This is a genomic window from Prosthecobacter fusiformis, from assembly GCF_004364345.1.
Taxonomy (GTDB): domain Bacteria; phylum Verrucomicrobiota; class Verrucomicrobiia; order Verrucomicrobiales; family Verrucomicrobiaceae; genus Prosthecobacter; species Prosthecobacter fusiformis.
This window is the reverse complement of sequence record NZ_SOCA01000003.1, coordinates 187,877-211,760: the sequence shown is the minus strand read 5'-3', so window position 1 is coordinate 211,760 and position 23,884 is coordinate 187,877. Positions and strand designations below refer to the sequence as shown.

Genomic DNA, 23,884 nt, shown 5'->3' with positions numbered 1-23,884 from the left:
ACCCACAGCACAGAAAGTGCTGGGCCATAAGAAAAACCGCCGCAGGTCCCCTGCCCCTGAAACGAGGCTCATTTAAGCCTTCAGGGATGAACCCTGGAGAGGGCGTGGAAATCAATGTCGTTGAGAGCAAGCTCTCTCGAGTGACGTTTTATTTCCCCATGCGTTTTCTGATTTTTGCTCTGTCTCTCGTATCCTGTGTCCTGGCCCCCGCCCAGAGCGGGCCGCGTGTGATCCTGGCAGGTGATTCTACCGTGGCCAATTACCCTAAACCGCCAAAGGACCGGCCCAACATGGCAGGCTGGGGGCAGATGCTGAGTGAATTTTTGCCACAGGCCACAGTGATCAATCATGCTCGCAGCGGTGCCAGCACGAAAAGCTTTCGCAGCCTGGGGCTGTGGGACAAGGTCATCGCCGAAAAGCCAGACTACGTGCTGATCCAGTTTGGCCACAATGACCAGCCCGGCAAAGGTGAGCGCACCACGGACCCGAAAGGTGAGTATCGGGATAACTTGCGCCAGTTCATCAACGAGGTGCGAGCGGCAGGTGGCAAGCCGGTGCTGGTGACCTCCGTCGCGCGCCGGGTTTATGTGGATGGCCAACTGACCTCCACGCTCGGTCCCTATGTGGAGGCGATGAAGGCCGTGGGCGCAGAAACACAGGTTCCAGTCATTGATCTGCATGATCGCAGCTTCGCTTTCTTCCGCCAAATGGGAGAGAAATTCGGCGTGGCCTACGGTGCCTCCGAGACGGACCGCACCCATTTTAACAAAGAAGGCGCCCGCATGATGGCACGTCTGGTGGCTGAAGGGCTGGTGCGTGAAGTGCCTGAAATCCGCGAGCAGGTACAACTGCTGCCGCAACCGCCCGCAGGTCTGCCTTATCAAGTGAAGCTGGAGACGGTGACCAGCGGCTATGATGGCAAAACTTGCTGGGTGCATCCCCGCGCCGGAGCCATCCCCGGACCCACGCCGACCGTGGTGATGACGATGCAAAAACTGCTGCTCACTGGCAGCGACATCTTCTTTGCCCTCAATGATGTGCGCACCGATGACCTGGGCAAAACCTGGAGCAAGATCACCCCGTATGATGAGACACTGGGCCGACGCAACAAGCCCGATGGGATCATCGTCGCCGCCTGTGATTTCACTCCCAAATGGCATGCCAAGAGCGGCAAGCTGCTGGGCACAGGCCACACAGTGCATTATCAAAATGACAAAGTGATGCATGACCAGAGGCGCGGCACCAGCTACGCCGTCTATGACGAAAAGGCCCGTACCTGGTCCGCCTGGGCCACACTGGAGATGCCCGATGAAGCTAAGTTTTTCAACTCAGGAGCAGGCTGCGTGCAGCGCTTTGACCTGGAGAATGGCGACATCCTGCTTCCTGTTTACTTCAAAGGACAAGGGGAGAAATATTACAGTGTCACCGTGCTGCGCTGCTCCTTTGACGGACAGACACTGAAGTATCTGGGCCAGGGCAATGATGTGAAGCTGGCGTCTGGGCGTGGAGTCTATGAACCCTCGCTCACCCGTTACCAGGGCAAGTTTTACCTGACTCTCCGCAACGACACCGCTGCATATGTCACCACCAGCGATGACGGCCTGCACTTCGGCCCCATCCAGCCCTGGCAGTTCGAGGACGGCAGTGAACTGGGCAACTACAACACGCAGCAGCACTGGGTCTCGCATAACAAAGGATTGTATCTCGTCTATAACCGCAGGGGGCTGAACAATGATCATATTGTGCGTCATCGTGCGCCTCTGGTCATGGCCCAGGTGAATCCAGAAACCCTGAAAGTCATCCGCGCCACCGAGCGCATTCTAGTGCCCGAGCGCGGCGTGCGCCTGGGCAATTTCGCCATCACCGAAGTGAGTGAAAACGAGACCTGGGTGACTGTAGCCGAGTGGATGCAAAACATGTCCCCGAACTATATCGTCACGCCCGACAATGCCTTCGGTGCGGACAACAGCGTGTATGCAGCGCGGATCTTGTGGAAGGAGTGAAAGCACTCCCCGGGCTTATTCGGGAGAGACCTGCCCTTCTTTTTCAACTGGTCAAAATGAACGCTCTTGGATAAAAAGGGGACTGTGATGGCTACAGCCCCTTTTTATCCATGAAAAACATCCTCATCCCCATACTCGGCGCGGTCAGCCTCATCTCGACGGCTGCCGTCGCTTGGCTGCTCGCCACCCCGGCGTCCGTGGATCCTCGGGCCGTAAAGCTGGAGTCAGAACTGCAAGCCGCCCGCCAGACCATCGCCCGCCTCAAGGCTGAGCTAGCCCGCAAACCTGCGGCCCTTGCCCCCGTTGCCACCACCCAGCCGGACGGCCCCACCATGGAAACACCTCCTGCCGAGGTCGCCGCCCCCAACCAGGGCAACCTGCGGCAAATGTTAAGCTCACCGGCCATGCGCACCATCATTGATCAGCAGCAGGCAGCCCAGATCGAAGTCGGTTACGCAGAACTGTTTGAGCACCTCCAGCTCAACCCTGAGGAAAAAGAGCATTTCAAAAAGCTGCTCACCTCCCGCCAAAAAATCCTTACCGACATGAGCCTCCAGCTCATGGATCCAAACATCACTCCTGAAAAACGTCAGGAGCTCCTGGCTGAAACCAAGCGCCAGCGCTCCCTCTATGATGCCTCCATCAAGGAATTCCTCAATGAAACTGCGGACTGGAATACCTTCCGCAACTGGGAGGACACCCAGCCCGAACGCACCAACTACAATACCCTGGGCCGCAGCCTGTTCGGCGCTTCTGGCGAGCCTCTTTCCTCCAGCCAGGAGCAACAACTTCTGTCCCTGATGGCCGAGGTCAGAAAAAGCCCCTACTCAGTTGGCGGTCTCAATGACCAGACCGGTGCCGATCCCAACCAGCTTACCGATCAAGTCATTGAGCAGCAGATACAGCAGATCGAATCCAATAACCGCATCATTGCAGAACGGGCTGAATCCTTCCTCACCCCCAACCAGCGGCAGACCCTGAATTCTTACCTGGATCAGGTAAAAGCCATGTCCCGCTCCAGCCTCGGCGTTTCCAAAATGATCCTCCAAAGTGGCAGCGGAAAATAAAGCCTCCCCAAGAAATCAGCTCCTGGTTGAACTCACACGCCTGAGCTAAGGCATCCCCATGCAGCAGCGCGACATCCAGCCGGAACTCCTGGAGTCCCTCCCTCACGATCACCCCGATGCCCTCCGCAGTCGGCAGGACCTGCTGCAGGTCAATGGCATCATGGGCAACCATCGCTGGATCGCCCGCATGCTCCGCCGTCATGCCGCCCCAGGCTGGAAAATCACCGAGATCGGCGCCGGGGACGGAGCCCTCTCCCTGCAGCTGGCCGAAAAAGGACTCTGCCGCGCCCAGGACCTCCACGCCTTCGACCTCGCCCCACGCCCCGCCTCCTGGCCACCCGCAGCCGCCTGGACCCAGGGGGATCTCTTCGCCCATCCCATGCCTCCATCGCAGGTCCTCATCGCCAATCTTTTCCTGCACCACTTCCAGCCAGCCCAGCTCAGCCTGTTAGGCAGCCGCATCCCGCCTGAGGCAAAACTGATCCTTGCCGCAGAGCCCGCCCGTTACCGCATCCATACCTTCCTAGGCCGGTTTTTTTGCATCCTCGCAGAGCTTCATCCCGTCACCCGTTACGACATGCAAGTCAGCATCCGCGCCGGCTTTCGCAGCCAAGAGCTCCCCCATTCCCTAGGCCTCAAAAACAACTGGGAAATCACCATTCACGAGACCCTCTTCGGCGGCTATCGCATGATGGCCCTACGCAGTTAGAATGATTACCAAAAGTGAAAATGGGGAGAGGGCCGCATAGACCAAGCCCACCAAAGTATCCCAAAGGTTTAGTTCGCCCCAGCGTTTCGTTCACTCCCACTGGCTGCCCTTGCTGCCCACATAAGTCATGCACAGACCGATGATGACATGGGCGAGCAGGACAAAACCGGCCAGCTCCGGCGTGACCAGGGATGTCTCAGTGACTTGTTTCACGGCATCGTAAAAGGAGGTGTCGCTCATGCTGCGGAGGCTGCCGGACCAGGACCAGAAGGCGGCGATGAAAGGATTCACAGCACCTTCCAGCCAGTCGGGGAGAGTCAGCACAGCCCCGGAAAGTGGGAGCTGAAAACCGACAAGGTAGATGCTCAAAATGGTAGCCTTTTCCGGCGTGCGGCTCAGCGCACTGATGCCCAGGCAGACGCTGGTCATGGCAGCGGAGGCCAGCACCAGAAGGGCCAGCTTCACGATCAGATCCCCCGGCAGACCGCCGACGACCATGTCCACAAAAACACCCATCCAGATGCTCTGGGCCAGGACAAACACACCGAGAAAGAGCACCTTGCTGATCACATACGCCAGCGTGCTAAGCCCCCCCAGTTTCTCACGCTCAAGGATCAGCCGCTCTCCAGCGATCTCACGCGCCGCGTTGTTGCTAGCCATGAGCGTGACGAGCACAACTTGCAGCATGATGAGCCCGCTGACAATGCTGCCAGCCTGAAGCTGGTCCAGTTGATGCTGCGCCTGCCGCTGCATTTCGTAAACGATGTCACTGTCCTGCCGCTGGTTGAGCTGCTTCAGCGGCTTAATGCCGTCCAGAGCGAAGATAACAACAAGCAGAGGAAAACCGATGAGCATGGCCAGATGCAGCCATACTTGGCCTCTGTCCCGCCGGAAGATGGTCCAACGCCGGGAGAGCAGGGTGAAGACCTGGCTGAAAAGGCCCGGCAGTTCTTCGGAGGCCAGAGGATGATGCTCATCCTTTTTACCGTCACTGGCCGTTTCTTCGTCTTCTTCGGATGCGGTCTTCGCTGCATCGGCCCCAGGCTCTTCCTCATCCTTTTTTTCCAAAAGCATCGCCTCGTAATAGCTGCGCTTCTTCTGCCAGGATTCATGCCATGCCTGTGCCTCTCGCATGGTCAGGCGGCGATACACATCCTCTGGATGCTCCACCGTAAAGTAATGGGTGAGCAGCTTCGGCGGACCATGATAAACTAGATGGCCCTGATACATGACCAGCACACTGTCAAAGGCCTCCAGGCTGGCCAGACTGTGGGTGACATTGATGACCACCCGCCTTTTGTTTTCCCGGGCCAGCACACGCAGCAGCTCCGTGATCTCATGCTCAGACTTGGGATCAAGCCCGCTGGTGACTTCATCGCAAAGCAGCAAGCATGGATTGGTGACCAGTTCCAAGGCAAGCCCCAGACGTCGTTTTTGCCCCCCGGAAAGCACCTTCACCCGGCGATCCGCCAAGTCCGTCAGCCCGGTGATGGACAGGATGTGATCCAGCTTCGGTTCAAAGTCATCCGTGCCGGGAAGCTGGGTGCGCAGGGCCATGCTGCTGGCCACGCATTCTTCCACCGTCAGCAGATCATGCGCCACGCTGAATTGAGGGACATACCCCAGCTCCCCCGGATGCAGATCCTCTTCCTCCTTGAGGTCTCTTTCCTCCCATTTCAGGGCTCCGTCTGTCTGTTCCAGAATACCTGCAATGACCTTCAGCAGCGTCGTCTTGCCACACCCGGAAGGTCCGACGATGGCCATCAGATGCCCCTGGGGCACGCTCAGACTCACCTCGCGCAGCAGGTAAAGACTTTCCTGCTCCGAGCCAGGAGGGGCATCCACTTCGAGACCAACGTTGATTGCTTCGAGCATACCCGTTTGTTATACTGGTAAAGGAGATAAGTATGACAAGATAAAGTGGCCCTTCTCCCCTATTTTTTTCGCGTATTCCGGGTTCCTTTGTTGTTATTCTATTCTCATGAGCACTCGTACCCGTCTCCGTTCCGGTAAAAGACCCCGTTGGCTTTATGCCCTGGGCAGTCTGTTAGTGGTATGCATCGTGATCCTCCTCGTCATGCCCATGCTGGTGATGGGCTGGGTGCGCAGTTACCTTCAAGAGGAGGCCTTTCGCGGCAGAATGGAACAGCTTTTTGGCACCCAGATGCGCGGAGAAGTGACCCTGGCCCCGCTGCATTGGACAGGTGATGAAGTGACCTCCGCGCAAGCCTCCGTCACCACGACCCAGGGCTGGCAGGCAAATCTGGACGGGCTGCATCTAATGCTGGACTGGAACGCCTTCCGTCAGGGCAAATGGCGTACGGTGGGGGCGGGCATAGACTCCATCACGCTGGAAAAGAAGGTTGTCTCCCCGATAGCCAAACCCGTGGTCTTCGTCGCTTCGGCCCCGCCTCTAGGCTCTACCGGCAGTTCGATTCCTATCTGGCTGCGCCGGTATTTGCCGACGGAAACTGAAGTGGATGGGGTGAGTGTGGAGCGGTTTTCCCTTCTCCACCCAGGTCCCTGGAATGTGAGAAACACCAAAGTGCGTGCCGCCACTTGGCGTCAGGGGGAGACCTCCATCCAGGTCACCGCCGAAGACGGGATTGTAGAAACCCCGATTATGCTGCCAGCCCAGTTGCAGCCCGTGAAGCTGAATCTCACTCGCGCCTCCGTACGCCTGAGCCGTGAAGAACTCCAGTTGAAAGAGGCCAGTCTGAAGTGGCTGGATGCCGGGGAAATCACCGCACGCGGTCATCTGCGCCCCCAGGAAGGCACCTGGGAGGTATCCACTCATATCGCGGGCATCCCCCTTCAGGAATGCCTGACGGAGGACTGGCGCATCCGCCTCAGCGGCTTCATTGAAGGAGATTTAACAGCCCGTGGCTCACGGACTGCGACCCCGGTAATCACCGGCCAAGTGGACATCCGTCAGGGCATCCTCACGGCCCTGCCCGTGCTGGATCAACTGGCATCTTATACAGGAGTAGAGCGCTTCAAGCGACTGGTGCTGGATGTAGCCACTTCCCAGGTCAGCATCACTGGCCGCACACGGCAGTTTGAAAAGGTCATCCTGCAATCCAACGGCCTGTTGTATCTGAATGGAAACCTCAAGGTGGAAGGAGATCAAATCGACGGTAACTTTATGTTAGGCGTAACCCCTGAGACCTTGAAGTGGATTCCCGGGGCCGGTCAGCATGTTTTCACCGCCACCCACCCCACCGGCCCTGTCGGCATGATGTGGACCCCACTCCGCATCACTGGCACCCTGCAGGCTCCGCGCGAAGACCTTAGCACCCGCTTGGCAGCGGCGGTCGGGAAAGTCCTTCTGGACGCACCCGGTCAGGTGGTGAACAAAGGCAGCGAACTGCTGATTGCGCCTGTCCTTGGCAAAGATGCGGCAGCCTTGCCTAATGAAGCGATCAAAGGAGCCACGGACACCACCGGCAAGGCAGTGGACACAGGCGTGAAACTTCTGGAAGGAATCAGCAGCGGCCTGCTGGGTCAATAAACCCGCCATCAAATAAAGGTCGGCATCCACGTTTCCATGGCCAGGCTGGCTGCCCCTAGCGCCCCGGCATTATCCCCTAACTGAGAGCGCACCAATTGCAGACGCAGATCCCCCAAAGCCGGGGCGATCTTCAGCGAAGCATCCATGATGGCCTGACAAAAGCGGTCACCCAAAGCAGTCAGCGGGCCGTGCAGCAGGCACACACTCGGATCCATCAACAACTGCACACAGCCGAGCACACGGGCATAATCCATCACCACTTCATCCCACAAGGTTCCCCGGTCATTCACCAGGCTTGACATGGCTGTGTATAGATCTTCAGGCACCGGGGCCGTTTCACTGATGCCTGCCAGCCGACGATAAGCCATCGGCGCATTCAGCCAGTGATGCAGCTCCCCCCGCGTGCATTCTCCTGCCAGCGGCCATGGCCATAGCCCTACCTCGCCAGCCGCATGATTTGCGCCATGGATAAGAACTCCTCCCTGGACACAGGCGATGCCGAACCCGCTGCGCGCCCCCACAACCACATAGTTGCTCTCCTCCCGGTGACTGCCAAACCAACGCTCAGCCAGGGCGATGGCTCGCAGGTTATTTTCCACCATCACCGGCACACCGAACTTTTGAACCAGAAGATCCCGGACCGGAACATTTTCCCAACCACGGACAAAGGCGTAGCGCAGGGAGATACCCTCCTGAGAATTCACCAGCCCAGGCGCACCGACACCGATACCGAGGAGCGGCAGGGCTTGCTTGCTCTGCCAACGGGTCAGCCCGGCACAAATGATCTCCTTAACCTCGGCGATGGAAGGATCCTCAGGAAGCCTGATCTCTTCCATCTCAATCATCTTTCCGGAGAAATCCAGCCCGATGAGCTGGACGCGGCTTGCTGTGAACTCCACGCCGGCAAACCAACCGAGAGAGCCGCTGACTTGAATCCGCCTCTTGGGCCTTCCCATGGAGCCGTGCTCCAGGCCAGATTCATCCAGATGCCCCGTGGCGATGAGCTGATCCACATAGATCCCTACGGTGGAAGCAGAGATCTCCAGCGAGCGCGCCAGACCCGTCCGGGAAGTCGCCCGGCCGCTCCTCACATGCAGTATGGTGGAGGCAAGAAGCTGACGAAGGTCCGAAGTTTTTTGGCGCATGACGGGGGAGGCACGTAAAAAGTTTAGCAGGCGTATTAGAATTACACATCTCTTTTCGCGTTCTTTTCCTCGTTAAATACAAGAATTTGAATCATTCGAGGTACTCTCCTAGGATTACATCTTCGTCCGCATCGTTTTCATGCACCCCCTGGCGGATGACCTGATCCGTCATTTCATCCAGATAGTTTTTCAGAACCGTGCTGAGTTCCAAAAATTCCGGCCATAGGGTTTGATCCACAAAACTACGCGGCACCCGTACCATGACAGTGGTCCGCCGCTGCCGGGAATAGCGGTATGGGCGGAGGGAATACCGGCGCAAAAGAGCAATAAACAGCTTCTTGGACCAAGCGTCGGTCAGGGTGAATTTGTATTCGATGGCGGGCTCAGTCCTCACAGTTTCCTGGAGGCGGCGGGTGATGCGTGCCATGGCATCGGCGGCGGCATTCTTTTCCCCAGGTGAAGTAGCCCCAGCGTAGAGACGCTCGATTTTACGCAGCTTTTCCAGCAGTTCTTGATCCATTAGTCTGACTCCACAGCGGCACCTTAAACCTCTAATTGGATACCCAGTTCACAAACCTGACGAGGAGGCAGTTCAAAGTAACCCGTGGCCGGCCGCGACATACGGCTGAGAGTGACGAAAAGATTTTTCCGCCAGCGCGCCATTTTCCCAGGGCCGTTGGTCAGCAGGATCTCACGGCTTTGGTAGAAGGTAATGCTGGCCCGTTTGAGCTGGGTCTTCTCACTCAGGGCATCACACAGGTCATCAAAGACCCGTGGGGATTCAGCAAATCCATACCGCAGCACCACCCTGTAAAACTCATCGCAATGCTGCTCAATTTCATGCCGCGCATCCCGCCCGACATGGGCCACGTCTTCGAACCGGACGGTCAGCAGCACGACCTGCTTATGCAGGGCTTTATTGTGTTTCAAATGATGCAGCAGCGCCAGTGGCAGGCCATCCGCACTGGCAGACATAAACACCGCGGTACCCGGCACCCGGATAATGCGGTCCTTTTGAATCTCCTCAATCAGGAAGCTGACTGGCAGACGCCCGCGTTGCATCGCCTGAAAAAGCACTGCCCGCCCGTCCATCCACGTTTTCATCACGATCCAGATACCAGCAGCCACCACCAGCGGGAACCAGGCACCCTGCATGAACTTCACCAGACTGCCCGCCACATAACCCACCTCAATGCTGATGAATACGAATACGGGCAGAAATGCCTTCCAGAAAGGCCAGTCCCACACACGCCGGGCTACATAGTAAAAGAGGATGCTGGTCAGCAGCATTTCCATGGATACGGACAACCCATATGCGGACGCCAGTGCGCTGGAGGTCTGGAAACCGATCACCAGGGCGATGCATGCAGCCATGAGAAGAAAATTGACCTGTGGCATGTAGATCTGGCCGCGCACATCCGGGTTCGTATGCACAATACGCAAGCGGGGCAGGTAGCCGAGTTGCACCGCCTGCTGCGTCAGTGAAAATACCCCCGTAATCATCGCCTGGGAGGCGATGATGGTCGCCCCAGTCGCCAGAATAATCATTGGCACCAGAAGCGCCTGCGGCACCAGCTTGAAAAACGGATGTTCCAGAGCACCCGGATCATTCACCACCAAAGCTCCCTGACCCAGGTAATTTAAAGTGAGCGCAGGCCAGACCATGATGAACCAGGAACGCTGCAACGGCTTATGACCAAAATGGCCGATGTCCGCATACAGGGCCTCACAACCAGTCACCGCCAGCAGCACCATGCCCATGATGACAATGCCATGATACCCATGATCCCAAAGATACAGCAGTCCCCAGTGTGGAGACAGAGACTGAATGACCTCTGGATGCTCTAGAAAACGATACAGCCCCAGCCCGCCAAGCGCCAGGAACCACACGATCATGATCGGGCCAAAGGCGACCCCGATTTTGGCCGTGCCGTGCTTCTGCACCATGAACAGCCCCATCAAAATGGTCACCGAAATCGGCACCACCCAATGTGCCAGGTCAGGATTGATCTGCTTGAGGCCTTCGACAGCGGAAAGCACCGAGATTGCCGGCGTGATCATGCCATCGCCATAAAGCAACGAAGCTCCAAACAGGACGACTAGCAGCACAAAGGCCATGCTTTTAGGGGTCAAAACTTCCTTTTTGGATTTCAGCAAGGACAGCAGGGCAAACATGCCCCCTTCCCCCTGGGCCGTCGCATAGCTGAGCAAGCTCAGATACTTGACAGAAACCATGATGCTCAAAGACCAGAACATCAAAGAGATGGGGCCATAGACCATTTCCACCCCATGGATGGCGGGGTCATACCCCGCGTGATCCAGGCACTCTCGCAGTGCATACAGAGGGCTGGTTCCAATATCCCCAAAGACGACACCCAAAGCCACGAGGGCCAGGGACCAATTATTAGACGGTTTGTGATCGGACATTTTGGATACTCCGAGAATGCCGGAGACCAGTTGGAACAGGGAGGCCGGATAAGTAGCAGTGTTAAACTAAAGCCGGAAATTGCATTGGTGAGTGGGGCGCTGGCGGACAATCCGGCGACTTCACTTGCTCACCTCCTCTGCACTAGACACAGCGATTGGGTTTCATCAACAATCCCATTGGCTGGAATCTGATCATTTCGAAATTTTTTGAGCTTCCATTTAATGAGACGAGGGTCAGAACGGGCAAAATCCACGGAAAAGCGCGTTTTTTCGAAGAATTTGAGGGTGATATCCGTCATTTCATGGCTCAATCGCCCCAGCATGAAGTGTATTTCGGAAAACTTTTCGCTGGGCGCTTGACTTCCTGGCGCTAGTTGCTTCAAGAGTTGTTCGACAAAATCATCATGCCTGCCTTTCTCAGAGCTCACGATAAAGGAGTGGAGCACTCTCTCGAGGACTTCACCCTTCTGGGCCGTAGCCCGGATGCCACCATCCGCCTGACGGATGCGGGGGTATCCCGGCAGCATGCGACCATCCGCCGCGATGGCAGCCTCTACTGGGTCTCGGACCTGGGCAGTGCCAATGGCAGCTTTGTGAATGACGTGGCCGTCACCACCGCACGTGCCCTCCGCCATGGAGACCGCATCCAGTTAGGCACCTGCATTTTTATTTTTGAGACTGATGAGGGCGATAATGCCCAGGGAGCAGGCAGCGGCACCCAGATGCTGCATACCGTGGCCCTGCCCATGCGCACCGTCCGGGCGACACTGCTCGTCGGGGATCTGCGCAATTTCACTAACATCTCTGCCCGCCTCAGTGCTGAGCAAGTGGCCACGATGCTACGTGAATGGTATGCGGACTGTGAACGCATCCTAAAACCTCGCGGTGCCATCATCGACAAATTCATTGGCGATGGCGTCTTCGCCTACTGGGTGGGAGACAGCATTGAAATGCGCGAACAAGCCACAGAAGCCGCCCGTTTGCTCAGCAGCCCCGAAGCCAGCGAATCCCCCGTGCGCAAAATGATGCGTGATGAGATGGACATGGAAGTTTACTGCCATGTGGGTCTAAACATCGGCGGTGTGGCGCTGGGTGCCATGGGCCGTGGCGTGAATACCGCCGTGGGAGAAGCGGTGAACGTGACCTTCCGCATCGAAAGTCTCACCCGTAAGCTCCAGGTACCCGTCCTTGCTGGTTCATCCTTCCTGGAGGGCTGGGCTGATGGCATGAAAGACTATAAAAACGTCGGCATTCATGCGGTGAAGGGCCAGCCTGAACCGGTGGAAGTGTATGCACTGGTGGAGAGCAACCCGGTGATGGAATAGGATTCCATCCCGCTCAGCATCTCTGCCGAATGATGGCTTGCAAGATTCGCCTTCCTGGTGGGTTTTCTTCCCACCATGTCTGACCGCCGTACCTTTCTGAAAAATGCCGCCCTCATCGGTGGCTCCCTCGCCTTCAGCGCCCCGGCCTTTGCGGCCAAACCCCGGGCCAATGAACTGTGTTTTTTCACCAAGCATCTCCAAGGCCTGCCCTATGATGAAATCGCCAGCTTAGCCGCAGAAATGGGCGTGGACGGTGTTGAAGCACCTATCCGTCCCAAAGGCCACATCGAGCCAGAAGCCATCGAAACGGAACTGCCGAAGATGATCGAGGCCCTGAAAAAACAGGACCTGAAGCTGACCATCATGACGTCCGGGATCAATGAAGTGAGCGCTGAGCAACACACCGAAAAAGTCCTGCGCACGGCCGCCGCCCTGGGTGTGAAGCGCTTCCGCATGAGCTATTTCAAATATGACCTGGATAAGCCCATCTGGCCGCAGCTCCAGGACATCAAACCGAAGATCAAGGATCTGGTGCAGCTTTGCCAGGAGATCGGCATCCAGCCCCTGTTTCAAAACCACTCCGGCAAGGACTATGTGGCGGCCCCGGTCTGGGACATGTATTCCATCATGCGCGAATACAAACCGGAGCAGTTCGCCTTCGTTTTTGACATCCTGCACGCCACCGTGGAAGGCGGCTCAGCCTGGCCCATCAATGCCAAGCTGACCGAAGAACACTGGGGCGGCGTCTATTTCAAAGACTTCGAATGGATAGGCCGGAAATCCGAAACCTGCCCTCTGGGCACCGGTCAGGTGAATCCCGCCTTTGCGAAAATGCTGGTCAAAAACAATTACTCCGGCCCCATTTCCCTGCATCTGGAGTACCTAAAAGGGGACATCAAAAATCCAGCTTACATCAAAGAATGCCGCGAAGCCCATGTGCGCGACCTGAAGGTGCTGAAAGAATGGATGGGCTGGAGCTAAGCTCCCCCTTTGCCGCCAGATGAGGGGAGAGGTTGCGTAACTCAATGCGTTGAGCCATAGGAGGCAAAACGCATGGGCAAGGCCTCCCCCCCGAAAAACAAAACTCTTCAGCTCATCAGCCACTGGCTGGTGTATGCACTGTTTCGCTGCATAGAGGGCGTGCTCTGGCTGCTGCCGCTGGCACTCGTCTGGTATCTAGGCCGTATCCTGGGCAGCATTGGCTTTTACCTGGCTCCCAAATACCGGCGGCTGGCCAAGCATAATCTGCGCATCGCCTTTGGCAGCCAAAGAACGGAACACTGGATCCACCACACGGCGAAGGCCCACTTCCAATCCCTTTTTTCCAATATCCTGTGCGGCTTCAAATTGCCCATGATGAAAACGGCAGATGTGGAGCGCCGGGTCACCGTGGAGGGCAACGAGTATAACCATGAAGCCATGGCCCAAAACAAGCCGATCCTCTACATGGTCGCCCATTTGAGCTGCTGGGAGGTCATCACGCAAGTGCCCCAGCTTTTTGCTTTCGGGCGCACTCCAGCAGCCGTGTACCAGCCGCTGCGGAATCCCTTTCTCAATGCCTTGCTCATCCGGCGGCGGCGCTTGCAAGGATTCACCCTTTTTAACCGCCAGGACGGCTTCAATGGGCCGATGAAACACATGAAGGAAGGCGGCTGCCTGGGGATTCTGGTGGATCAACACGCTGGTGATCACGGCATCTGGTGCCCCTTATTTGACCGCCTGGCCTCCACCACCCCAATCGCTGCCATGATGACCCACCGTGCTCGCGGCGTTCTGGTGCCTGTCGCCATTTATGATGACGGTCCTGGCCGCTGGCGCATGGTCTTCGGTGCTCCTGTCGAAACCGGAGAAAGTAAACAAACGGTCGAAGGACTGACCCTGGCGATGAACCAGAGGCTGGAGAAGATGGTTCGTCGGCAGCCGGAGAACTGGTTCTGGGTACACAACCGCTGGAAGCTGCCCAAACCCCGCTTCCTGCTGAAGCCTTACAAACGCGGCATCGCCTTCCCAACGGACTACGATCCCTCGAAACTGCAACCTTTTGAGCTCCTTGTCCGCTCTCCAAACTGGCTGGGAGATGCCTGCATGGCCTTTCCCGCTGTACGTGCCATGAAAGCTGGGCGACCTGACTGCAAGATAACCGTTTTCGGACCTGAAAAGCTGCGCGAGCTGTGGGAATCCCAGCCCGAAGTGGACCGGTATATCGGCAAAGAAAACAAAGAGGGGCTGTTCAGCGTCGCGCGTCGCATCAAGAAAACAGGCGTGCGCATTGATGCCGCCATTCTGCTGACCAATTCCACCCGCAGTACCCTGGAATTCTGGCTCGCGGGCATTCCCCGACTGGTCGGGTATAAAGGCTCCCTGCGATCCCGCTTCCTGACCCAGATCATCAAAGAACCCCCAAAAACACTGGGGCCGCCGATGCACCACACTTTACGATATCTGCACGTGGCCAAAACATGCGGAGCCGACATCGAAGGCTGGGACGCCATTCTACCCGTGAACACACCGCCGGCGGGCAGCCCCATCCGCATCGGCATCTGTGCCGGAGCCGAATACGGCCAGGCCAAACGCTGGCCCATGGACCGCTTTGCCGACGTGATGAAACAAGTCTCCGCAGGCCATCCAGAAATCGAATGGGCATTCTTCGGCGCGCCGGGTGAAGCGGCCATGGGGGAGCAGCTTTCCCAAATGGTGGGTGAAGTGAAGCACCGCAATCTCGTTGGTAAAACGCGGCTTTCCGGCCTCATCACGGAACTGCGCAGCTGCCATCTGCTAGTCACCAACGATACCGGCACCATGCATCTGGCCGCTGCCCTGGGAGTACCCACCGTCAGCATCTTTGGCTCCACGGAACCCGTGCTGACCGGCCCGCTCGGCCCCCAGCATACCGTCATCCGCCACCACGTCCCCTGCAGCCCCTGCTTTAAACGCGAATGCCCCTTCGGCCATTACGAATGCATGACCCGCGTGACCCCGGCCCAGGTCGCCGCAGCGGTGGAGGACAGGCTAGCCAGGCAAAACTAATTTTGCCTGTATATAAAACATTGCCTGCCCTCGACCCACATCCGGGCATCCTCCGTCCTTGCCACCCGGTGCATCCTCGCCATCTCTAAGGGCTGAACGAATGACTTGGCTTCCAACACTCCTTAAAAAGCTGCGCCTTATCGCCCACCGGGTGCGCGTATGGCCTTTTTTAGGTCGGTCTGCTTTTTCGCTGGCCCTGCTGATCATGATCCTGCTGGCCACGCAGGGACATCACCTGGACCACCCGCCAGAGGTGGTGGGCTATGACATCCAGTCTGGCAAGCTGGTGGCCCAGCAGGGGGTGCAACCCGCAGGCCCCATCCTAAAAACTGTATCCCTGATGCTGCCCTACCTGGATATCTGGATCCTGGTCGGCGGTGCGGTCTATCTTTTTGTCCTGCTGCGGCGCTGGGGAAATCCACCCAAACTTGTTTTTCCCACCTGGGCGGCTGCCCTCTCCGTGGCAGCATGGGCCATCTCATCGGACATCGCCCATCAGCTTGGGGCCATGCAGATGACGGAGCTCGGGGAGCCTTTGGCCATGACCGCTTACTGGATCAAGATGGTCATGATCTACCTGGCCTGCATCTGCGTGCCGCTGCTGGTCCACTACTATGTGCGGTGCGGTGCACTGGAGCGCTACACCATGCGCACCTTCCTGGCGCCGCTCGTCTTCTGCTTTGTCGCCTTTTGCTCCCTCTGGATCATCATGGATCTGCTGGATAATTTGAAGGAATTCCAGGAGGCCAATTCGGGCCTTGGCCGCGTGGTGAAGTTTTACTTCAGTGTGGTTCCTTTCATTTTTGTCTCTGTCATGCCAGCCTCCCTGCTGCTGGCGGTGCTCTATACCCTAACCAAAATGTCCCGCGCCAACGAGATCGTGGCCATGCTCAGCGCCGGGCGCAGCGTCATCCAGATCCTTCAGCCCATCTTCGTCGTGGTCATCACCGTTGCGATGATGAGCCTGGCGGCCAACTATCACTGGGCACCGCGAGCCGAGGGCAACCGGGAAGCCGTCATGCGCGCCCTGGGTGCCAAGCAAAAGGACTCCATCATGGCGTCCTCCGTCCTTTACAATGACCCCATTACGCACCGCATCTGGTATGTCTCCACTCTGCCCTTCTCCCTCCGGGGTGAGCGGCTGCGCGGTGTGCAGGTGCGGGAGATGGATAAGCACGGGAAATTAAGCCATGTGATCCATGCCGACTCCGCCATGTGGTGGCCCAGCGGCCTGTGGCGCTTTTACGATGGCAAGGAAGTGGACTACAGCGACGGCAAGCCGACCAGCGTGCGGCCCTTTTCAAAAGATGCCGAAGGCCGTCTGTCCCTGGACGTGCAAGACTTTGAAGAGACTCCCTGGGGCATGGTCAGCTATGCTCTCCAGCCGGACTACATGGGCGTGCCGGAGATTGTCTCCTATCTGAAAGCGCATCCCAAAGATCCCAAGGAACGGCTGGCACCTTTTTACACCCATTACTACCAGCGCTTTGCCCTGCCCTGGCAGAGCTTTGCCCTGGCACTGGTGGCCGCGCCCCTGGGCATCGCCTATTCACGACGTGGAGCCGTGGGCGGCATCGCAGGTTCCATCTTCATCTTTTTCGGCATCCTGTTCCTGAATAACCTGTGCCTGAATCTGGGCAAAGGGGGCCATGTCCCGCCTTGGCTCAGCCCCTGGATCCCCCATCTCATCTTCGGGGTGCTAGGAGTCCTGCTGCTGCACTACCGGTCGCAGAATAAAGACCTTCCCCGGCTTTCCCTGTCCATGTTTTCCAAACGCAAGGCTCAGATCTCCCGGCCCCGCAATGCGCAGACTGTTTCCTAACTCAGCCCATCTGCATCCGTGATCCAAAACTGGTCCATCCGCTCCCGTGCTCATCAATGCGCCCTTTCTGGCCGCTCTTTTGTGGAAGGAGAGGTGTTTCATACCGCGATTTACTTTGACCCGGAAACGGGCGGCTACCTGCGCCGGGATGTGGGCCTGGATGCCTGGAAAGAGGAGCTGGCAGAGCGGACTCCTGTGGCCTACTGGCGCACGACTTACTCCCCACAAATCGTCGAACAACGTCCCGAAGTGACCAGCAAAGAAAGCGCCATGGCCCTGCTCCAGCGCTTTGTGGAGGAAGATGAACCGCAGACCGAAGATGCCCGCTACATCCTGGCCCTGATGCTGGAGCGCAAACGCATCCTTTCCCCCACGGCCACCAAGGAGACGGAGCAGGGCCGGATGATGTTTTACGAAAACAAAAAGACGGGAGAAGTCTTCATGATCCGCGACCCTGAGCTGCGCCTGGATGAACTGGCGCAGATGCAGGATGAAGTGGCCATGCTCCTGGGCTTCGGCGGCCCGGCGGCAGAAGCAGCCAAGGCGGCGGGAATGAAATTCGGCCCTGACGGCAAGCTGGTAAAAACCGATACGGCCGAAGCTGCCCCTGACGCCCCGGCCTCAGAAAAGCCTGAGGAAGCAGTGCCAGAATCTGACCCGGCTGAGCTGCAGGAGGCAACGGCGGCCGAAGAGGAGCCTCCTGTGGAAGAAGAATCTCCCCGCGCTTAAGGCTCAAGGATTGGTGCTGCTACCGTCCACGGATGTTTCACCCGTGGCGTTCAGCCCGGCCACCAGACGCTGAATGCCATTGCGGGCAAATTCACTCGGCGGATACAAACGGCGGGCCTTCAGGTACCAGGCAATGGCGGAGCCGCTTTGCTTGCGCTGCTCATGCTGCTTCGCCTTCTCGATGGCGCTTACAAATTCGCTGGCTTTGACGCTGAGGTCCGAGCGCAATTTGGTGATCTCAGGATCATCTGGAAACTGCTCGTATTCACGCTCGATGGCCTCCCAGGCCCCGAAGCTGTTACCATTGCGGGCAGATTCTCCGGCGGCGTGCACCACCATGTTCACCCGGTTCATATCCGTGAGCACTTTCTTGAGCTGCTCCTGCCGTAGAGGATCATTGATGGCCGAGGCCAGGAAACGGCCCTGATCATTGAATACCTGACGGTAATTGCGCTGGCTGAGCAGACGGTCCAGATCCAGCAAGGCCTGCGCCTGCACATCACTGTTTTGGCCGATCATGTTGGAAACTTCACGCAGCTTTGGGTTGGTTGGCCAGATCTCCGCAGCGCCTTTCAGCTCTGCGGCGACTCCGGCCTGATCCCCTTTGACGGCGGCTGCGCGGGCCGCGGTGAGGCGCATGTCACTGAGTGTCCGCGCCGTTTCGATGGCGGCCAGGGGCTTGGAATAATCAAAGTCGCTGGAGGAAAGGCGCAGCTTTTTCACCAGCTCCTCCGCCAGCCCAAAATCCCGCATCTCCAGGGCATTGATGAGCTGGTTGCCATCCCGGACATAATCCAGGACCTTCAGCTTTGTGGCCATGGGAAGACGGCGGATGCGGGGCAGAAACTCGCCGACGGCATAGGCCTCCATGAGGCGCTTGCTGGCGCTGTCATAGTCCTGGCGCAGCACCAGTTGCTCAAAGGCCACCACGGCTTCATCCACCCCACGGATGGCCTCGGACGCAAAGCCATCGATCAGGCTCACCGTCGGCGGCATGCCCATGCTGGCGGAGAACATCTTTTTCAAATCTGAGTTATCATCCAGTTGCAACACGCTGTCGCCATCCCGAAACATATGTGGATAAAGACGGCAGGCGATGATGGCATGCTCAAAACGACGCTGCATGAAAAGCTGCACCATCAGCGCCTGGAATTGTGTCTTGCTGGTGACCTCAGACAGGCCGATGGCCGTCTCGTTCATCTTCATGCGGCCTTCGATCTCAGCGATGCTTTTGATGTAACCGGAAACGCGGCCAAAGGTCGTGTTGTTTGTCTGCACTTGTTGAACCGCCTGCTGGCGCTGGTTGGCATTGCCTTTAGTGGGGCCGCCGGAGGTGGAGGGCGTTAAGGGAGCCGTGTTCATGCCCTGCTCCGTATTCCATTCCAGGTCCTTGCGGCGTTTCAGCATCGCGTCATTGGCTTGACGCAGGTTGGTCACCTTCCGCTGGGCCAGCCAAACGTCCCAGACGCCGTTAGCAATGGTGTTGCAGATCCCGCCATCGATCGGATAAGCCCCGGCTTCTGGCAAAAGGGCAAAGGCCTTGGACACATCCGGTCCGCCCTGGCGGGTGGGTGCCAGCAGCAGAGTGATCTGGGCGATGATATCCCGATACGCCTGATCTTCGGCACTCTTAGCCTCTGGAGTGGCCAGGTAAATTTCGAACTTCGCCCGCGCGATGCGGTTGTTGTTCATGTTCCACATTTTTCCATCCCAGGTCACGGTCTCGCTGCCGCCATCCACATGCGGCATCAGGCCACCAAAGATGGAGTTGTCTCCTCCTTGCGAGCTACCGCTACCGCCACCGCCACCACCTCCCCCGGAAGGAGATGAACTGGCCGGAGCAGATTGTGGGGCCGGTGAGGCTCCTGGCGAAGGCAGGACCTGGGCTCCCAGGGAGCCAGTGACAAGGCAGGCAGCGGTGAAAATCAGCTTTTTCATAAAGGCTTCAGGCTTTGAACAATTCCAACACTTCCAGGACTCCCGTCTCCAGTACGCGGACTTTAAAAACATATCGCTGGCCGCGCTGGATGTTTGTCTCCATGCCTGCCGGCACCCAGACGGGCATGTAAGAACCTGCTTCAGATACCTGGACACTGAACAGGCGGCCATCGGCTGCGCGCCAGTTGTCCAGCCGGTCATCCACCGTGCCTTCGATTTTATAAGTATTCCCGCTCAGCGCTGTCGAGCTTTCCAGGTATTCCTCGGTGCTCAGAGGGGTGATACCGGTCATGGGATCGGTGGACCGATTCAGCAGCGCATAACCTCCGCCAATGCCCGCCCCCAGCAGGGCCAGCAGGCCGATAAGGTGCATGGGTTTGAGTCCGGATTGAGCGCGTCTTGCCATGTATTTTAGGAATTCCCTTGAGTCTAACGGACCCAGCCCTGCGCGGCAACTCCCACCGTGCATTTTTACGAAAACAGACGTCTATTTACCGATTGAGCATCATCAGGAGCTGGCGTGCTTCCTGAAAACCGGGGTTGATCGATAGAGCCTTTTGGGCGGCATCCATGGCCTGCTGCTTTTGCCCTAGCTGGGCAAGAATGGTAGCGCGTGCATAGGGGATGCCTGGGTCCGTAGGGTCTGCCGTTTCACCCCGCCGCAGGGCATCCATTGCCTCAGCCGTGCGGCCCTGACCATTGAAAGCCAGGCCCAGATTATACCAAGCTCGGGCGAATTGGGGTGCCACGCGTACGCATTCCTTCAAGGCGGCGATGGTGGCCTCCATGTCACCTGTTTCACTCAATGCCAGGCCCAGCTCGTAGTGAAACTGACCTTCGTTAGGAGCCAGTCGGATGGCATCGCGCAGCTTCTCGATCACCTTCGGTGTATTCCCAGCAGCACTGTACAGCAGTGCGAGATCATGGTGAAAAGGTGGCGAATTGGGATCCCAGCGGATGGCCGTTTCCATGTGTCGGATGGCGCTGGGTACATCCCGCTGCGCATAATAAAACTGGCCCATCTGCATCTGCCCGCTGGGCTGGTCCGCATTCAGCCGCAGCATGTGCTGAAGGTCTTTCCCGGCTGCGCTGTCCAGATTCAGGCTATCCCTCAGTGACCAAGCCGCCGTCACCCGCACGCTGCGGGATGGATCCTCCAGCAGCTTTTCAGTAGCGCTACGTATAGCGCTGTTTTGCAGGGCAGGCTCCAGGATGCGGGCGGCGGACTGCCGCACCAGCGGATGCTCATGCTCCATCTGCCTGGCCAAGGCTTGTTGCACCTGTGGTTCGGCCACCCAGCGGTCCAGCAACAAAGTCGCGCTGGCTTTCCAATGCGGTGTTTCATCACTCTCGAGCAGTTTCAGCAGTTCGTCACGTCCTTCAGGGTTTCCCTGGCGTGCCTTGGCGATGGCCACTGCCCGGCTGCGTGTCTTGCGATTCATCCGCTCACCGTACCATTTGTCCGTCGCTGCCAGGGCCCAGTCCACCGTTTGATCCGTGTGGCATTTGTTGCAGGCATTCGGCACGCCGTATTCCTTCGTCAGCAGCGGATCAGGAATGGTGAACCCATGATCATGTCGCGGATGCCTCTGCATATACGTCGTCTGCGGCATGTGACAGTTGATGCATTCATTGCCCGTGCTCGTGGCTTGGTGAAAGCTATGCATCTCCGGCAGGATCGCGGGCGCATTCGGGAAACCGCCAGGTGTATGGCACCGCATGCAAAGCTGGTTGCCCGGCAGGATCGTCTTCATGCTATGCATGTCATGGCAGTCCATGCACCGTACCCCGGAGTGATACATGCGGCTGCTGAAGAAACTGGCGAACTCATAGTTTTCATCCCGGATCTGGCCATCTGGATAATAGATATCCGTGTGGTCTGTGATGGTCAGCAGATAGTGATCCCAAAATGAATCCCCTGGCACAAAATCCCCCGTGATCTCCCCGCGCCGCGCATGGCATCCCGCGCAGTTTTCCACCTGCTGGTCGCGTGTCCACTTCACCACCGTCGGATCCTTTTTCCCACTGCCTTTGTATTCACGCTGCCAGTCATCATGAGCCTTCATGGGACCGTGGCAGGATTCACAGCTCACGGTCAGCTCTGTCATACTGGTGCGGTAGCTGTCCGTCTCCATGTCATAGTTTTTGCGCACTCGTGTGTTATGGCAGCTCGCGCACATCTGGTTCCACACCATGCCGCGTCCCGTCCAGTGTCCCCACTCCCCCGGCACGCGGTCCTCATCCCCATAAACATTGAACCAGTCTCCCTTTTTCGGATCAAAACAGGCCTCCATCGCATGCAACCGGCCATTCTGCCCATGCACGAGAAACTGCCGCAGCGGCGCATGACCGATCACCCTCTCCACCGAATAAGCCTCCTTCTTGCCGCCAAACCCGAGCGAGATCAGCTCATACACTCCATCCTTCTTCCGCGCCTCGGTCGTCTGCGTGCCATGCTTGAAAATCTGCGGAGGGTGAAACCCGGCCAGGTCCAGCTTGTCATCCGGCTTTCGCTCCGCCAACCCATGATGCGAGTTTTCCCATTTCCCGAATTCCGCCGCATGGCATTCTTTGCAGGACTGCGAGCCCGCATATTCCGCATACGCAGCCTTCTCATCCGGCATCACATAGGGCTCCACCTTCTTCGTGGGAACCACCGCCACAGGCACGGGAGTATAGTTTTTCTTCTTCGGCCACATTCCCCAGCCGATCAGCCCGATCAATACCACCATTCCCAAAACCAGACCCACCGCTCCCATGCCGCCACGCTCCTTCCCCGCCTCCTCTGAAGGCGTCGGCGGAGTCTCCGCTCTCTTGGGTTCCTGACGGCGTTTTTTCATCCCGATTCAATACGCGGCAAAGCGAACCCCCGTCAACGCGATGTCACCCCTGACCTGTCATCCTGTTTTACAAACATCGTCCAATACTACTTCGTCTTTGCTCCCAAACGGCTGGCCATATCATAGATCCGGCTGCCGGGCTTCAGGTCCGGTAAAATGTCCTTCCACGGCAGCACAAACTGGATCATTCCCCGGCCATAAGGTCCGATCTCATACGGATCATAACTGAACCCGATGCCTCCAGGCGTGAGAAACCAGGTTTCATTCAACTCCAGCGTATCTTCAAACAGGCCCACTTCAGTCAATGGTGCATCCGGCTTCAGGCCTTGTTGCAAAAGCAATTCCGCAGCCCCCAGTGTCGCCCAGCGTTTTTCGTAACCAGTTTTTACCAGATCCTCCAGCAGCAGTTCCTGACCACTCTCCAGATCAAAACTGCGGTAGCTGCTGCCATAATTTCCGTGGGCTCCTCCCGTGTAGGTCCAGGTGACATACTCCACCGTCAGGAATCCGCTCTCGTTCATCATCACGCTCTGGCTGTCATCCACCGACTCCACAAAAGCGGCCTCCCAGTCCTCATCCTCTCCTGCCTCCTCCTTCATGACCATGGCCGCCAGGATGTCCTTTTCCGTGGGATTTTCGGGAATGTGCGTCGGGTCTTCATCTTCATTCACGGGCACATTCAGCGCATCCTGCCGTAACACCCGGTTAATCTCCGCCGCTGCCGCCGTCCGGGAAGCGAGCTGCAAATAGCGCACCTTGATTTCAAAGCCCCGCTTTCCTCCATTCTTCCGCAGCGTCTGCACAGACTCCAGTTGAGTCGTCACCACTCTCACGGACCCTGCCGGATAGCTCTCCCGCAGGCTGATGGGCAGCTTCTTTTTTCCATCTGGAGTGGACCACGTTCCAGTGATGTCCGTGCCATCCAGCTTCACCGCCCATTGCCCGGTGAAGGTCTCCCGGCCTTCGGCATCGCTGCCTTCATTTTCGCGTAGGCGGATCAGCTCCCCTGCATCCGGCACTTGGGTGAGGCTGATGGGGATGCCCGTCTTGTGGTAATGATAAGCTCCGTCGTAGCTGGTTTCACCGTCCTCATCCAAAGTGCTTTCCAAAAGAAGCGTAATCTTCAGGTTCTCACCAATCGTACCTTCAAAGCGCCTGCCTGCATCACCAGAGGTATCCTCCTGAGCATGGAGGAGGCCAAGGGAACAAATCGCCGCGAGGAATAAGGCAGTGCATTTCATAAGAATGGAAAGAGCGCCTTCCAGCATCGAATCCATTCCTCATCTGGCAACGCCTTTCCCATCACCTTTAAAGAGAATTCTCAAAACCCTTAGCGTCATC

At 57.6% G+C, this 23,884-nt stretch carries 18 protein-coding genes; 9 read left to right on the top strand and 9 right to left on the bottom strand.

Annotation, left to right across the window (positions count from 1 at the left end; genetic code table 11):
- The first annotated feature begins 158 nt into the window (after positions 1-158).
- From EI77_RS10305 to EI77_RS10295, 3 genes are all read left to right on the top strand, one after another.
- Positions 159-2,003: a GDSL-type esterase/lipase family protein gene (locus EI77_RS10305; RefSeq protein WP_166647171.1), complete on the top strand. Its 1,845-nt coding sequence runs from the start codon at positions 159-161 to the stop codon at positions 2,001-2,003.
- A 110-nt stretch (positions 2,004-2,113) separates the two neighbouring features.
- A complete protein-coding gene (locus tag EI77_RS10300) occupies positions 2,114-3,070 on the top strand; it encodes a hypothetical protein (RefSeq protein ID WP_133795183.1) in 957 nt (318 codons plus the stop codon).
- A 58-nt stretch (positions 3,071-3,128) separates the two neighbouring features.
- Entirely contained in the window at positions 3,129-3,779 is a 651-nt protein-coding gene (locus EI77_RS10295) for a class I SAM-dependent methyltransferase (RefSeq protein WP_133795182.1), read from the top strand.
- 90 nt (positions 3,780-3,869) lie between these two features.
- On the opposite strand, the gene EI77_RS10290 is transcribed toward EI77_RS10295, so the two are convergent.
- A complete protein-coding gene (locus EI77_RS10290) occupies positions 3,870-5,654 on the bottom strand; it encodes an ATP-binding cassette domain-containing protein (RefSeq protein WP_133795181.1) in 1,785 nt (594 codons plus the stop codon).
- A gap of 106 nt (positions 5,655-5,760) precedes the next feature.
- Between EI77_RS10290 and EI77_RS10285 the strand changes: the two genes are divergently transcribed.
- The gene (locus EI77_RS10285; protein ID WP_133795180.1) at positions 5,761-7,290 is read left to right on the top strand and encodes a hypothetical protein; all 1,530 of its coding nucleotides are present in this window, start codon (positions 5,761-5,763) and stop codon (positions 7,288-7,290) included.
- Between the two features lie 8 nt (positions 7,291-7,298).
- Here the strand turns inward: EI77_RS10285 and EI77_RS10280 are convergent, their stop codons facing one another.
- The 4 genes from EI77_RS10280 to EI77_RS10265 all read right to left on the bottom strand — a co-directional run bounded on the left by EI77_RS10280 (position 7,299) and on the right by EI77_RS10265 (position 11,290).
- Positions 7,299-8,435 carry an ROK family protein gene (locus tag EI77_RS10280; protein WP_133795179.1) on the bottom strand — a complete coding sequence of 379 codons (1,137 nt, stop codon included), beginning with the start codon at positions 8,433-8,435 and terminating at the stop codon, positions 7,299-7,301.
- 91 nt (positions 8,436-8,526) lie between these two features.
- The gene (locus EI77_RS10275; protein ID WP_133795178.1) at positions 8,527-8,955 is read right to left on the bottom strand and encodes a hypothetical protein; all 429 of its coding nucleotides are present in this window, start codon (positions 8,953-8,955) and stop codon (positions 8,527-8,529) included.
- A gap of 23 nt (positions 8,956-8,978) precedes the next feature.
- Positions 8,979-10,862, bottom strand: coding sequence for a potassium transporter Kup (locus EI77_RS10270; RefSeq protein WP_133795177.1), 1,884 nt, complete (start codon positions 10,860-10,862; stop codon positions 8,979-8,981).
- Positions 10,863-10,990: 128 nt separating this feature from the next.
- Complete coding sequence (locus EI77_RS10265; RefSeq protein ID WP_133795176.1) at positions 10,991-11,290, bottom strand: hypothetical protein; 300 nt, start codon at positions 11,288-11,290, stop codon at positions 10,991-10,993.
- On the opposite strand from EI77_RS10265, the gene EI77_RS10260 reads away from it, so the two are divergent.
- The 5 genes from EI77_RS10260 (at position 11,267) to EI77_RS10240 (ending at position 17,765) form a co-directional block, all read left to right on the top strand.
- Positions 11,267-12,187 carry an adenylate/guanylate cyclase domain-containing protein gene (locus EI77_RS10260; protein WP_133795175.1) on the top strand — a complete coding sequence of 307 codons (921 nt, stop codon included), beginning with the start codon at positions 11,267-11,269 and terminating at the stop codon, positions 12,185-12,187. The genes EI77_RS10265 and EI77_RS10260 overlap by 24 nt on opposite strands.
- 75 nt (positions 12,188-12,262) lie before the next feature.
- The gene (locus EI77_RS10255) at positions 12,263-13,168 is read left to right on the top strand and encodes a sugar phosphate isomerase/epimerase family protein (RefSeq protein WP_133795174.1); all 906 of its coding nucleotides are present in this window, start codon (positions 12,263-12,265) and stop codon (positions 13,166-13,168) included.
- Between the two features lie 72 nt (positions 13,169-13,240).
- Positions 13,241-15,214, top strand: a complete 1,974-nt coding sequence (gene waaF / locus EI77_RS10250; RefSeq protein ID WP_133795173.1) for a lipopolysaccharide heptosyltransferase II — start codon at positions 13,241-13,243, stop codon at positions 15,212-15,214.
- A gap of 100 nt (positions 15,215-15,314) precedes the next feature.
- Positions 15,315-17,036, top strand: a complete 1,722-nt coding sequence (locus EI77_RS10245; protein ID WP_133795172.1) for an LptF/LptG family permease — start codon at positions 15,315-15,317, stop codon at positions 17,034-17,036.
- 18 nt (positions 17,037-17,054) lie between these two features.
- Positions 17,055-17,765 carry a hypothetical protein gene (locus EI77_RS10240; RefSeq protein ID WP_133795171.1) on the top strand — a complete coding sequence of 237 codons (711 nt, stop codon included), beginning with the start codon at positions 17,055-17,057 and terminating at the stop codon, positions 17,763-17,765.
- A gap of 3 nt (positions 17,766-17,768) precedes the next feature.
- Here EI77_RS10240 and EI77_RS10235 read toward each other — a convergent pair whose 3' ends face one another.
- The 4 genes from EI77_RS10235 to EI77_RS10220 form a co-directional block, all read right to left on the bottom strand.
- Positions 17,769-19,703: a hypothetical protein gene (locus EI77_RS10235; protein ID WP_133795170.1), complete on the bottom strand. Its 1,935-nt coding sequence runs from the start codon at positions 19,701-19,703 to the stop codon at positions 17,769-17,771.
- 7 nt (positions 19,704-19,710) lie between these two features.
- A complete protein-coding gene (locus tag EI77_RS10230) occupies positions 19,711-20,109 on the bottom strand; it encodes a hypothetical protein (protein ID WP_133795169.1) in 399 nt (132 codons plus the stop codon).
- A gap of 85 nt (positions 20,110-20,194) precedes the next feature.
- Complete coding sequence (locus tag EI77_RS10225; protein WP_133795168.1) at positions 20,195-22,543, bottom strand: tetratricopeptide repeat protein; 2,349 nt, start codon at positions 22,541-22,543, stop codon at positions 20,195-20,197.
- Positions 22,544-22,629: 86 nt separating this feature from the next.
- A complete protein-coding gene (locus EI77_RS10220) occupies positions 22,630-23,784 on the bottom strand; it encodes a DUF3298 and DUF4163 domain-containing protein (RefSeq protein ID WP_166647170.1) in 1,155 nt (384 codons plus the stop codon).
- Between the last annotated feature and the right edge of the window lie 100 nt (positions 23,785-23,884).